The organism is Synergistaceae bacterium (assembly GCA_031272035.1).
Taxonomy (GTDB): domain Bacteria; phylum Synergistota; class Synergistia; order Synergistales; family Aminobacteriaceae; genus JAISSA01.
Genome location: JAISUO010000024.1, coordinates 34,417 through 47,545, shown reverse-complemented (window position 1 = coordinate 47,545; position 13,129 = coordinate 34,417). Strand labels below are relative to the sequence as shown.

General features: G+C 58.4%; 10 protein-coding genes. 7 read left to right on the top strand and 3 right to left on the bottom strand.

Features of this window, described 5'->3' with window-relative positions; translation table 11 throughout:
• Window positions 1-103: 103 nt before the first annotated feature.
• Window positions 104-634 carry a 2-amino-4-hydroxy-6-hydroxymethyldihydropteridine diphosphokinase gene (gene folK / locus LBR61_02770; protein ID MDR1730995.1) on the bottom strand — a complete coding sequence of 177 codons (531 nt, stop codon included), beginning with the start codon at window positions 632-634 and terminating at the stop codon, window positions 104-106.
• Window positions 622-1,848: a dihydropteroate synthase gene (gene folP, locus LBR61_02765; GenBank protein MDR1730994.1), complete on the bottom strand. Its 1,227-nt coding sequence runs from the start codon at window positions 1,846-1,848 to the stop codon at window positions 622-624. Before folP ends, folK begins: the two co-directional genes overlap by 13 nt.
• Window positions 1,849-2,053: 205 nt before the next feature.
• Between folP and hrcA the strand changes: the two genes are divergently transcribed.
• The 5 genes from hrcA to LBR61_02740 all read left to right on the top strand — a co-directional run bounded on the left by hrcA (window position 2,054) and on the right by LBR61_02740 (window position 8,106).
• Window positions 2,054-3,070 carry a heat-inducible transcriptional repressor HrcA gene (gene hrcA, locus LBR61_02760; GenBank protein MDR1730993.1) on the top strand — a complete coding sequence of 339 codons (1,017 nt, stop codon included), beginning with the start codon at window positions 2,054-2,056 and terminating at the stop codon, window positions 3,068-3,070.
• A 94-nt stretch (window positions 3,071-3,164) separates the two neighbouring features.
• Entirely contained in the window at window positions 3,165-3,929 is a 765-nt protein-coding gene (locus LBR61_02755; GenBank protein MDR1730992.1) for a nucleotide exchange factor GrpE, read from the top strand.
• A gap of 88 nt (window positions 3,930-4,017) precedes the next feature.
• A complete protein-coding gene (gene dnaK, locus LBR61_02750) occupies window positions 4,018-5,838 on the top strand; it encodes a molecular chaperone DnaK (GenBank protein MDR1730991.1) in 1,821 nt (606 codons plus the stop codon).
• 137 nt (window positions 5,839-5,975) lie between these two features.
• Window positions 5,976-7,103 carry a molecular chaperone DnaJ gene (gene dnaJ, locus LBR61_02745; protein MDR1730990.1) on the top strand — a complete coding sequence of 376 codons (1,128 nt, stop codon included), beginning with the start codon at window positions 5,976-5,978 and terminating at the stop codon, window positions 7,101-7,103.
• An 85-nt stretch (window positions 7,104-7,188) separates the two neighbouring features.
• Window positions 7,189-8,106, top strand: a complete 918-nt coding sequence (locus LBR61_02740; GenBank protein ID MDR1730989.1) for a DnaJ domain-containing protein — start codon at window positions 7,189-7,191, stop codon at window positions 8,104-8,106.
• 3 nt (window positions 8,107-8,109) lie between these two features.
• On the opposite strand, the gene LBR61_02735 is transcribed toward LBR61_02740, so the two are convergent.
• A complete protein-coding gene (locus LBR61_02735) occupies window positions 8,110-9,045 on the bottom strand; it encodes a WG repeat-containing protein (GenBank protein MDR1730988.1) in 936 nt (311 codons plus the stop codon).
• Between the two features lie 208 nt (window positions 9,046-9,253).
• On the opposite strand from LBR61_02735, the gene LBR61_02730 reads away from it, so the two are divergent.
• Together LBR61_02730 and LBR61_02725 are read left to right on the top strand one after the other, a co-directional pair.
• The gene (locus LBR61_02730; protein MDR1730987.1) at window positions 9,254-11,026 is read left to right on the top strand and encodes a phosphoenolpyruvate carboxykinase (GTP); all 1,773 of its coding nucleotides are present in this window, start codon (window positions 9,254-9,256) and stop codon (window positions 11,024-11,026) included.
• A gap of 418 nt (window positions 11,027-11,444) precedes the next feature.
• Window positions 11,445-12,971 carry an S-layer homology domain-containing protein gene (locus tag LBR61_02725; GenBank protein ID MDR1730986.1) on the top strand — a complete coding sequence of 509 codons (1,527 nt, stop codon included), beginning with the start codon at window positions 11,445-11,447 and terminating at the stop codon, window positions 12,969-12,971.
• Window positions 12,972-13,129: the final 158 nt, after the last annotated feature.

Below are 13,129 nucleotides of genomic sequence, written 5' to 3'. Positions count from 1 at the left end.
TCCCTCTCTGTCGGCAGAATTGCTGCCGCGTATAATCGCTACTCTATCATAATAGTAAAAGACCTGCCGCGGGTCAACGGGCAAAAAAGCAAACGACGCGGGTCTACAGCGGGCAGATGCGCACCGCCTGAAAGCCGGCGGCTCCGGAGTCGGAAAGGGATTTCGCCATGGCCGTCACGGTCTGTCCGGTGAGGGGATGCACCCAGTCGGGCAGGAGAGTGGACAGGGGAATCAGGACGAAGTCCCTTCGATGCATTTCGGGGTGGGGGATGCGCAGGTCGGGCTCGTCGAAAACGAGGGAGTCCAGGGTCAGGATGTCGATGTCGATGACGCGCTCGCCCCACCGGCGGGTGGCGGTTCTTCCCAGACGGGTCTCGATCTCCTTCACCGCCGAAAGAAGCTCCCGTGGGGTCAGGCTGCACTCCGTCAGGACGCAGGCGTTCAGGAAACTGGGCTGGTCCGTGACGCCCCAGGGGGCCGTTTCGAAGACGTCGCTGGCGCGAAGAATTTTCAGAGCGTTTATTTTGTCCGGTCCGTTTTCACGCCTGATATTTTTCAGGGCCCGCAGCGCGTTTTTCAGGTTCAGCAGCCGGTTGCCCATGTTGCTCCCCAGCCCCAGAGCTACGGTCGGCATGGCAGGGCCTCCCGCACGGCGCGGGCCATATCCATAGCCCGGCGGTTCTCCTTCACGTCGTGGACGCGAATCATCTGCGCCCGTCCCTCCAGCAGGGCCGAAACCGCCAGAGTTCCCGTCAGGCGCTGAGAGACGTCGTCCGCCCCCGTGGCGGTTCCCGTGAATCGCTTGCGGGAGTGCCCGATGAGGATGGGCCGGCCAAAGACGGCAAGGCTTTCCGCTTCCCTCAGAATCACGAGGTTGTCCTCTCCTTTCTTGGCGAACCCCAGTCCCGGATCCAGGATGAGACGTTCCCGGTCGAGACCCGCCCCTTCCGCCGCTTCCATTTTTTTTTGGAACCAGAGGTTCAGCTCGCTCAGGAGGTCCTCGTAGGGGGCGGGGTTCTTCATGTCGGCCAAAGTCCCTCTGAAGTGGGAAAGAATGAAGGGGACTCCCGCCTGCGCCGCCCGGGGCAGCATGTCGGGGGACAGCTCGAAGCCTCCCACGTCGTTGATGATGTCGGCGCCGGCCTCCACGGCCTCCAGGGCGACGTCGCCCCTGTAGGTGTCCACGGAGATCACCGCGTCGGGGAACGCCGTTCTCAGGGCCTTCACGGCGGGGCAGAGCCGGGCCGCCTCCTCCCGTCCGTCCACCGGCGTCGCTCCGGGGCGGGTGGACTCCGCTCCCACGTCCAGAACGTCCGCCCCGTCCTCCAGCATGGCTCCGGCCCGCGCCAGCAGGTCGTCGCCTCCGGCGACCCGGCTCTCCGGATAGAAGGAGTCCTCCGTCAGGTTGAGGATCCCCATGATTTTCGTCCGGTCGGAAAGCCGAAGTTCTCTGCCCCTGGGCAGGGCAAGCCTCCAGTCCGACAGCGCGGTCCCCGTCAGGGAGGCGGCGAGGGCCTCCCTCAGATTTTTCAGCCCCCAGATGTCCATGGCCTTCATCTTCTGAAGGAGGGATTGAAGCTGCCGGTCCGTCCCCATCAGAAGGACGTCGCTGTACTCCGCGCGGCCGTCGATGACGTGTTTGGCCACGACGGCGTCCCCGCCCCGGGCCAGAAGCTCCTGTTTCAAAAACGAGGCGGCCCGGAAGTCGGCGCGCCGGACGTAGAAATGCCGCATTCGCCTCTTGGGCTGGAAGTAGGCCAGAGAGCGCGGATCGGCCCCAATGCGCTTCACCGCGGCCTCCAGCTCCTTCGCGGATTGGATGTTCAGGGGATAAATACTTTCGGACATGTCAACCTCCTGCAGAACTACCTGATATTTTCTAAGAAGATTATACCTTCTGGAGTACGTAATAACCCTTAATCTTTCTGTTCAGCCTCTTCTGAACCTCTAACCTATTGACAATCGGGGCTGAGATTGCTAATCTATCCACAGATTAAAGATATTGGCACTCATTTAAAGAGACTGCTAATATAAGAGTCTGGAGATAGATCACATGCTGACGGAAAGACAACTTGGGATAGTTCTGGCGGTAGTATACGAGTACATCAAGACAGGGGAGCCGGCGGGGTCTCGGACCATCACGAAGAAGTACATTCGGGGGTTGAGTCCGGCCACGATACGAAACGAGATGGCGGACCTGGAGGAGATGGGGTATTTTTATCAGCCTCACACCTCGTCGGGGCGGCTGCCCACGGCGAAGGCCTACCGGGTGTACGTGGATTCCGTGACCTCCCGGGAGCGGCTGAAGCCTCGCGAGTCGAAGGAGTGGCAGAAGGAAATCGAGAGCCGACGCAGCGGGATCGAGGACCTTTTGAACTACGTGACGCACATGCTGGCCCGCCTCACCAACTACGTGGGCGTGGCGGCGGTGGCGGGGCTGGACACGGCGGAGATTCAGCACATCGACCTGATGCCCCTGGGGGGAACGAACCTCCTGGCTCTGATCGTGCTGAAGGGGGGACTGGTGCATCACTCCCAGTTTTCTCTCACCTGCGAAATGGACCCCGGCGTGATCGAAGAGCTGGCGCGGCGCATCAACACGGTGGCCTCCGGCAGAACCTGGACCGAGGTGCGGGGAGTTTTGTACGACTTCGTGCTGAACGGCCTGGAGGACGTGGAAGAGGCCTGCAGAATGGCGATCGGCGAGCTGGATCGTTTTTTGACCGTGCAGAACTACCGCTTTTTCAGCAGCGGAGCCCAGCATATTTTGAATCTGCCGCACTTCCAGACCCTGGGGAGACTTCAGGCGGTTCTCTCCCTCCTGGAGCAGGAGAAGCCCCTTTCGACGATGATCGAGCGCTGCAGACTTTCGGAAAGCCTCAAGGTCAGCATTGGAGAGGAAAACGGCGCCGAGGGCGTGGAGGGGATGGAGGAGAACTCCATGATTCTCATTCCGGCGCACACGCGTCAGCAAAAGGCGATTTTGGGGCTGATCGGCCCCCTGAGAATGGACTACGAGCGTTCCATCAACATTCTGGAGGCCATGGTGGACGCTCTGGGCCGGGAATAATACGGGAATGACAAAGGAATACCCGAAGGCCGCGGGGTGAAGCGAACGCGCTTTTCGGGGTCACAATATCGACGAAGTTTGGAGAGGATAGAGGATGGCAAAAATCGACTGGATGGACGGAGTGGGAGACATGGAGGAATACCGAGAAAGAAACGACGCTTCCCTGGAATCCACCGAGGTCGAACAGCATAAGGACGATGAAGATGAGACGATTCCGGAGATAATGGAAATTCCGGAAAAAATAAATGCGGAGGAATGGAACGACTCGAAAGAAGTCTTAAAAGAAGAATCATCAAAAGAAGTCTCAAAAGAAGAATCTTTAAAGGAAGAAACATCGAAGGACCGGAATGCCGCGAATACCGATGAAAAGGAAGCGGGAGACGAGGCTTCGGAAACCCTGATTCAAAACCTGAAAAACGAACTCGCCCTCGCCCGGGCGGACCTCTACAACTACCGCCAGCGGGTGGAGCGGGATCGGGTTCGGAAGATGAAGCTGATGGTGGAGGATCGGGTTTCGGAGTTTCTTCCGGTGGTGGACAACCTGGACAGGGCCCTTCAGGTTCCGGAGGACGGCAGCGTGAAGGACGTCCTGATGGGAGTGCGCATGGTGCAGCGCCAGTTTCTCTCGGTGCTGGAAAGTTTGGGCATAACGGCCGTTCCCACGGAGGGCTGCCGCTTCGATCCCCGCTCTCACGAGGCGGTGGAAACGGAGCTTGTGGACGACCCGGAGCAGGACGGAATGGTGCTTCAGGAACTGACCCGGGGTTACGCCACGCCGGATCGCGTTTTGCGCCCCGCTCACGTTCGTGTGGGGAAACTGAGGGACGTGGACGAGGAGGAAAATCCGGACCGGGAATAGAACGGCTGAAACAAATATAAGAAATCAGATATAAGAATTAAAGAAAATCAGGAAAATCAGATGAAATCACTTCAGGGGGAATGGAGATATGTCTAAAGTAGTGGGAATCGATCTTGGAACGACGAACAGCTGCATCGCGATACAGGAGGGGGACCAGACCACCATTATCGCCAACGCGGAGGGAATGAGGACGACCCCTTCCGTGGTCGCTTTTACGAAAGAAGGAGAGCGCCTTGTGGGGCAGCTCGCCAAACGTCAGGCGATCGTCAACGCGGACCGCACCATTATTTCCATCAAGAGAGAAATGGGCACGGATTACCGCGTCACCATCGACGACAAGAAATATACGCCGCAGGAAATTTCCGCCATGATCCTGCAGAAGCTGAAACACGACGCCGAAGAGTACCTCGGCGAGCCGGTGACTCAGGCGGTCATCACGGTTCCGGCCTATTTCACGGACGCTCAGCGTCAGGCCACCAAGGACGCGGGAACCATCGCGGGCATGGAAGTGCTGCGCATCATCAACGAACCCACGGCCGCCTGCCTGGCCTACGGAGAGAACAAGCAGGAAGAGCATAAAATTCTGGTGTTCGACCTGGGCGGCGGAACCTTCGACGTCTCGATTCTGGACGTGGGCGAGGGCGTGTTCGAGGTGCTCTCCACCTCCGGCGACAACCGGCTGGGGGGCGATGACTGGGACAACCGCATCGTGGACTGGATGACCGCCGAGTTCAAGAAGATGGAAGGCGTCGACCTGAAGAACGACCGCATGGCCATGCAGCGTCTGCGGGAGGCGGCGGAGAAGGCCAAGGTGGAGCTGTCCTCCATGATGGAGACCACGATTTCCCTGCCCTTCATCACCGCGAATCAGGCCGGACCCAAGCATCTGGAAATGAAACTCTCCCGGGCCAAGTTTGAGGAAATGACGTCAGACCTGATGGACCGCACCATCAATCCCACCAAGCGCGCCATCGAAGACTCCGGCCTCAAGGTGGAGGAGATCAACAAGATCCTTCTGGTGGGCGGTTCGACCCGTATGCCCATGGTTCAGAAGAAGATCGTCGAGCTGCTGGGCAAGGAGCCGACGAAGGGGATCAACCCCGACGAGTGCGTCGCCGCGGGGGCGGCCATTCAGGGAGCGATTCTGAAGGGCGAGCACAAGGACATCGTCCTGGTGGATGTCACCCCCCTGTCCCTGGGCCTTGAAACGCTGGGCGGCGTGTTCACGAAAATCATTGAGCGCAACACGGCTATCCCCGTGTCCAAGAGCCAGGTGTTCACCACGGCGGGGAACAACCAGACCCAGGTGGAAATTCTGGTTCTGCAGGGCGAGCGGGCCATGGCCAGCGATAACGTGAGGCTGGGGCAGTTCGTTTTGGACGGCATTCCTCCCGCGCCCCGGGGCATACCTCAGATCGAGGTCACGTTCAACATCGACGTCAACGGTATTCTGAACGTCACGGCCCGGGACAAGGGGACGGGCAAGAACCAGAAGATCACGATCCAGTCCTCCAACCTCTCCAAGGAGGAGATCGAGCGCATGAAAAACGACGCGGACTCCCACGCCGACGAGGACAGCAAAAAACGTCTGCTCATCGAGGCCCGCAACGAAGCGGATGCGGCTCTCTTCGCCGCGGAGAAGCTGGTGTCGGAGCAGAGTGACAAGATGACCGCCGACGAAAAGGGCCGGATCAACTCCGCCATCGAGGAGCTGAAACAGGCCGCCCAGTCGGAGGACGTGGAAAAACTGGAGAAGGCGAAATCCGTTCTGAACAAGGCGCTCCAGGGCTTCTCGACCCGTCTGTATCAGGAGGGCGGAAGCGTAGGGTCCAGCCCGAGTTCAGGCGATTCGGGCGGAAGCGCGGGAAATGACACCGTCGACGCCGAGTTCACGGATCAGGGAAAGTGACGCCCCTGATCTCCGCCTCCCCGGTGAAGGAATGAGGGTCCGGCGGGAGTGTTATAATCTGACGGATTGCGCAGAGAGAGGCAGAATCCTTTCTCCGTTTCTTTACAGTTTTCTCTTGTTACGGGGTGTTTTGTAAATTGGAAGATTTGTATCAGATCCTGGAAGTTTCGCGCGACGCCTCGCAGGCAGACATAAAAAAAGCCTACCGGCAGCTTGTTCGTAAGTATCATCCGGACACGAACCGCAATAACCCGGAGGCTGAGGAGAAGTTCAAGAAAATCAACGCGGCCTATTCCGTCATCGGGGATCCCGAAAAACGCGCCCGGTACGACCAGTTCGGCACCACCGACGGAACGACGGGAAATCCCTTCGAGGGCGGAGGATTTGGCGGGGGTTTCGGAGATCTTTTCGGGGATCTGTTCGAACAGGTGTTCACCGGCGGTATGGGGGGACGACGGGCGGATCCCCACGCGCCGCGGCGCGGCGCGGATCTGGAAATGAACGTGGGCGTTACGCTGCTGGACGCGGCCAACGGCGTGACCCGTACTGTGGAAATCCCCCGGTGGGACTCCTGTTCGGCTTGCGGCGGAACGGGGGCGAAGCCGGGGACGTCTCCCAGAACCTGCGAGACCTGCGGCGGACGCGGACAGGTTGAAAACGTCCAGCGTACTCCCTTCGGTCAGTTCGTCTCCGTCAATACCTGCCCGCGCTGTCAGGGAAAGGGAAAGGTCATCGCGGAGCACTGTCCGGAATGCGGCGGTCGGGGACAGGTTCGGGACAATCACAAAGTCGAGGTCAAAATTCCGGCGGGAGTGGAAACGGGGACGCGTCTGCGAATCGCCGGCGAGGGAGAGGGAGGGACAAACGGAGGGCCCTCCGGAGATCTATTTCTCGTTCTGGAGGTGGAGCGTCACAAAAGCTTCGAACGGGACGGCGGAGACCTGCACAGCCGGCTGCTTCTCACCTGGCCTCAGGCGGTTCTGGGGACCTCTGTGGAGATTCCCACGCTCATCGACGGAATGGAAAAAATCGACATTCCCCCGGGGACCACGCAGGGCCGGGTCCTGAAGGTTAAGGGCCTGGGTATGCCCCGGCTGCGGGGAGCCAGGGGACGGGGAGATCTTTATGTGCACGTGTTTATCGACGTTCCCTCGAAGCTCACCGATAAACAGAGGTCCCTTGTGAACGAACTGGCCCATGAAATGAAGGTCCCCGTCTCCTCCGAAGAGGGGATCTTCGATAAATTTAAAAAGCTTTTCGACTGACCGGGGATGAAGACCGGCGCCGATTTGGAGGCGCTGATTCCGAATCGGCGCAAAAACCCCGGGAGGTCAGCGGGGGTGGATAACTATGGCCGTGCAGTACAAAGACTATTATGAAATTCTTGGCGTGCCGCGCACGGCATCGCAGGAAGATATTCGCAAAGCGTATCGGAAGCTGGCGAAAAAATACCATCCGGACGTGTCGAAGGAAAAAAACGCGGACGTCCGTTACAGAGAAATCAACGAGGCCTACGAGGTCCTGAAGGACCCGGATAAACGGGTCAAATACGACACGCTGGGGGCAAACTGGGAGCAGGGGCAGGATTTTACCCCTCCGCCGGGCTGGGGCTCCTCAATGAACGGCGGGCCTCAGGTGGAGTTTGGCGGCGACCTGGGCGACTTCAGCGACTTTTTCAGAACGATTTTCGGCGGCGGCGGGCTGGGAGACATGTTTGCCGGAGGCAAGGGCCCCACGGTCTCCGGACGCTCCCGACCCATTCAGCGGGACAGCGAGGTGGAGCTGACCCTTTCCCTGGAGGACGTGATCCAGGGGGGAACGAAGGCCCTGCCCCTTCGTCTGAGCTCCGGCTCCGAGGCGCAGACGATCAACGTCAATCTGCCCCGGGGCGTGGTGGAAGGATCCCGCATACGCCTGCCGGGCAAATCCCCCAGAGGCGGCGACATTTATGTAACCCTCCATATTGCCCCTGACCCCGTGTTCGAGGTGGACGGGCACAATCTCACCCGTACGGTGAAGGTGACGCCCGCGATGGCGGTGCTGGGCGGCAGGGTGAACGTGGAAACCCCCAGCGGCGTCGTCGAAATGAAACTTCCCCCCGGCATTCAGGGGGGGCAGAAACTCCGGCTGAGGGGCAAAGGGCTTCCGCGTCGGGAGAAGAGCAGCAATGGCGACCTGTTCGTTCGCATCGAGATCGCCATACCCAAATATCTTACGGAACGGCAGAAGGAGCTGTGGGAGGAACTGGCGAAGCTGGATAATAAATGATGCCTACCGGACCCGGATGTAACCCCACTTGTTTTCCCGCTCCACCGCGGCCAGACCTTCACTGAAGGGGCGCGCGCCGTCGTAGATGGCGTCCAGGATGATTTTCCCGTTGACGTCGATATAGCCCCAGCGCGCGTCCGTGGCCACCGGAGCCAGTCCATCGCTGAAGGTTCCGGCCGCGTTGAAGCGGCGGGAAATCGTCTCCTGCCCCAGGGCGTCCAGATAACCCCAGTCCCCCTGCGGGGACGGACCCCGAACCGCCGCCCGGCCGTTGTGGAAGGGACCGCCCTCGTCGTAACGCGGGCTCACCGCGAACCGTCCGGACCGGTCGATGTAGCCGACTTTCCCCTCGTAGTCCACAGCCGCCGTTTCTCCGCTGTAGGCTTCGGCTCGAAGAAAACGCGGGCTGATCAGCATACGTCCCCGAACGTCGATGTAACCCCACAATCCCTCCTTTTTAACGGGAGCCATTCCTCCGGAAAAATCTCCCGCGGCCTCCCAGGCGGGCGGAAGCGCGTATTTTCCCGTGGAATCGATGTAGCCCCACAGCCCGTCGAACTGCACCGCAGCCAGCCCCTCCGAAAAGGAACGGGCACTCTCGAAGGATTTTCCGTCAAAGGCGATCGTTCCTTCCCTGTCGATAAAACTGCTTCCCGTGAAGGCGAAACCTCCGGAAAAATATCCCACCTCCGGAACGCTGTATTCAAAGGGAATGACGACCTTCCCCCTGTGGTCGATATAGCCCCACATGTCGTTGGATTTCACCGCAGCCAGCCCTTCACTGAACTCCCTGGCTTCGGAGTAGAGAAAATCCACCACGATTCTGGCCTCTCTGGCCTCCGCCGGAGCCGTCCGGTTCGTCGGCGGCGCGGACAGAGCCGCGACCAGGGCCGCGCAGCACAGGCACGTCTTTATAACTCGATTTTGCAGTATTGCCATCTGTCAACATCTCCTCATTCCAGTTCGAAATCCAGCGGGCCTCCTGCCCGTTTGAATTATAGCCTACCGGGGCGCGCCGGACCCTAAGGGACGAAGAAGTATATTTTTGGAATACTTGTCTTATTTTGTGAACGGAGTACAATTTTATCTGATTTGAGTTATCAGTGAATAATATAGTAAAAAATTCTCTGCGGAAGGGATGTTTATTTTGTCACTGACTAAGAACAAAGCAGTCAACGCCTGGGTGGAAGAAATGGCCGCCATGACGAAGCCGGATGCGGTCGTATGGATTGATGGTTCTGAGGAGCAGCTCGCCGACCTGCGGGCGCAAAGTGTGAGTTCGGGTGAAATTATCGCGCTGAATCAGGAGAAGCTGCCGGGCTGCTACCTGCACCGTTCCGCTTTAAACGACGTGGCGCGGGTGGAGCAGCGGACCTTCATCTGTTCGCGCCGGAAAGAGGACGCCGGCCCCACCAACAACTGGATGGATCCCGTCGAGATGTACGCGAAGCTGCGTAAACTTTACGATGGCTCGATGAAGGGCCGAACGATGTACGTGATTCCCTTTTCCATGACCGTCCCGGAGTCTCCCTTTGCGAAGTTCGGAGTCGAGCTCACCGATTCCATTTACGTGGTGCTGAACATGGCCATTATGACCCGCATCGGGACCCGTGTGCTGAAATGCCTGGACGCCGCCAAAGACCCCTCCGACTTTACGAAGGGCCTGCACTCCAAGGCGACCCTCAGCGAAGAGGACCGTTACATCGTCCAGTTCCCGGAGGACAACGCCATCTGGTCCATCAACTCCGGTTACGGCGGAAACGTGCTGCTGGGCAAAAAGTGCTTCGCGCTGCGCATAGCCTCCCATCTGGGGAAAACGGAGGGCTGGATGGCGGAGCATATGCTGATTCTGGGGCTGGAAAATCCCAAAGGCGAGGTTCGCTACCTCACCGGCGCTTTTCCCTCCGCCTGCGGCAAAACCAACCTGGCCATGCTGATTCCGCCGGAGATTTACAGGAAGAAGGGCTATAAGGTCTGGTGCGTGGGAGACGACATCGCCTGGCTGCGGGTTGGCCCGGACGGCAGGCTGTGGGCGGTGAACCCGGAGGCCGGTTTCTTCGGCGTCGCCCCTGGCACCAACATGAAGTCCAACCCCAACGCCATGCTCACCTGCCAGAAGAACACTATTTTTACCAACGTCGTGCAAAATCTGGACGACAACACCATCTGGTGGGAGGGCTGGGACAAGAACCCCCCGAAGAACGCCCTCAACTGGAAGGGTGAAAAATGGGACGCCTCCGACGGCTCCAAGGGCGCGCACCCCAACAGCCGCTTCACCGCGCCGGCCCGTCAGTGCCCCTGCATTTCCCCCAAATTCGAAGCCCCGGAGGGTGTGCCGATCTCCGCGATTATCTTCGGAGGACGCCGCGCGAAAACCGCTCCCCTGGTCTATCAGTCCCGAAGCTGGGACCACGGCGTGTTCGTGGGCTCCATCATGGGAAGCGAAACGACGGCCGCGGCGGCGGGAGCGGTGGGAGTCGTCCGACGCGACCCCATGGCGATGCTGCCCTTCTGCGGCTACAATATGGCCGACTACTTCGCCCACTGGCTGGAGATGGGGAAAAAGATCCCCAACCCGCCGAAAATTTTCAACGTCAACTGGTTCCGCACCGACGACGAGGGCAACTTCATCTGGCCCGGCTACGGCGACAACATGAGGGTGCTGGAGTGGATCATGGCCAGGGCCTTCGACGAGGCGGAGGCGGTGGACAGCCCCATCGGCTGGCTTCCGAGGCCGGAGGACATCAATCTGGAGGGTCTGGACGTCTCCAGAGACACGCTGAAAGGGCTGCTTTCCGTGGATAAATCCCTGTGGAACGAAGAAGTGAAGGGTATTCACGAGTTCTACGCCAAATTCGGCGATACTCTGCCGTCGAAGCTGAAAGAGGAGCTTGCGCTGCTGGAAAAGAAGCTGGCCTGAAAGTTCCCCTAGGTCTTTTAGGGCGTAAAGTCTCTTATAAATTGATTCTAAAGTCTCATGTAAAAAAACTTTTTTGGTGTAGGATAATTTACGCAGTTTGTGTGGTTTTATTTCTTTTGCTTCTGTGATTCGCAGATATTCCCGACAGGCAGGAAAGTGAGGTGCAACTCCCCCGTCAGCCAATAAGGAGAGCGAATCGTAAAGAAGGCGTCGGAAGATTCGAAAGCAAAATTCAGAAAGGTCGAGAAACGCCGGGGACGCGGGAAAGGGAACAAGGAAACTTTATCCGGCCCCCTTCGGAAGATCGAGTGATCTGGATCGAAGCCGAAGAAATTCGGAAGACGCGATACAGGCAGTACAAAACTCAAGGGGGTAAAGTTAAATGAAAAAGTGTGCAGTACTGGTAGCAGTAGTTGCGTTGCTCGCTGTTGCGGCGCCCGTTTTTGCGGCGACGAATCCGTTTATGGACGTTCCGCTGAACCATTGGGCTTATGATGCGATCGGTCAGCTTGCGGCCAAGGGTATCCTTTCCGGTTATCCCGATGGCACCTACAAGGGCAAGCAGCCCACGACCCGTTACGAGATGGCTTCCGCCCTCGCCCGCGCTCTGGCTGTTGTCGATATGACGAAGGCCAGCAAGCAGGACGTGGAGATGCTGAAGAAGCTCGTCGTCGAGTTCAAAGATGAACTGGACGCTCTTGGAGTGAAGGTTGACACCTTTGATGCCCGTCTGAAGAAGATTGAGGGCCGTCTGGGCGGATGGAAACTTGGTGGCTCCATTCGTTTCGACTTCTACAATCTGAGCTATGACAGCGATGATCTGGACGACCTGAGCGGCGCGGCGTTCGCCCGGACCCGTCTGGAAATTCAGCGCTGGTTCGGCGAGGATGAGGGGATGCACCTCTACATCCGTATCAACGACGGACAGGACCTTTATACGAAGGTCAATACGATTACGTTCAACAAGTTGTTTATTGAAGTCCCCGTCTGGTGGGATTCCACGCTGACAGTGGGTCGCTTTGCCTGGGACATGGAGTCGGCTTACTACCTTAACGGCACGACGAACTTCTCCGAGAACATGGGCCACGGCCAGGACTCCTGGCTGACCGACCGCACCGTTGACGGTCTGGGTTGGAGGAAGAGCTTTGGTCTGGGCAGAGTCAGCGCTTATGTGGCGAAACCCACAGTAACCTCTTATTTCACTTACGATACTGCGGAGAACAAGTATACGACCTATGGCGTCGGCGCCTGGGAACTTTTCGTGATGGGCGAACTGCAGTTCACCGAGAAGTGGGGCTTTGACATCGGCGCTCAGTATTTTGCGGGCGACGACAGGTCCAAGGTTGGAGATTTCGAGTTTGACTCCATGTGGACGGTTTTTGCGGGTCTTCGCTTCAACTTCAACAACAACATCGAGCTGAAGGGTCTGTTCTACTATCAGGATGCGGATGTGTCGGTGGCCGGCAGAGATGTTGATATCGACAGCGCCAGCGCGTTCCGCGCCATTATCGACGTGAAGCAGAGCCTGCTGAAGTTCACCAGCCTGTGGCTGGAGTATGACTACCTGGAAGAGAACTTCGTCATCCCCAACGGCGGCGCGCTGGTTCTGGGCGGTACGGAACCCAACGCTTTCGACCATGGCGAGTCGGGAATCCCCGGTTCCGGTACTCCTTCCGTTATGTGGGACGACCTGAGCATTTGGCGGATTGGCGCCAAGCAGGTGTGGAACGACAAGTTCACCACGTTGCTGTATGTGTCCAATTACTCCTTCGACGAGACGGATGCAAGCGCTATGCACTATGCCATCGGCCTGATCTACAAGTACAACCCCAACGTCCAGTTCGGTCTGGTCTACAGCGCTTTCGATTCCGACGACGAGCTGAAGAATACCAGCTTCTTCAAGGATCCCAGCGTTATCCGTTTCCGTACGTTCATCTCCTTCTAATCGAAGCGAAACGGTTTCAGTTCAAGGCAAAAAGAGAGGAGGGCTTCGGCCCTCCTTTTTTGATGGGGTGTTTTATGGTATTTTTCGACAGTCGCGGTTATAAGGAAGAGAGGGCTTCGGCCCTCTTTTTTTAATGTAGCATTTATCGATATGAAACG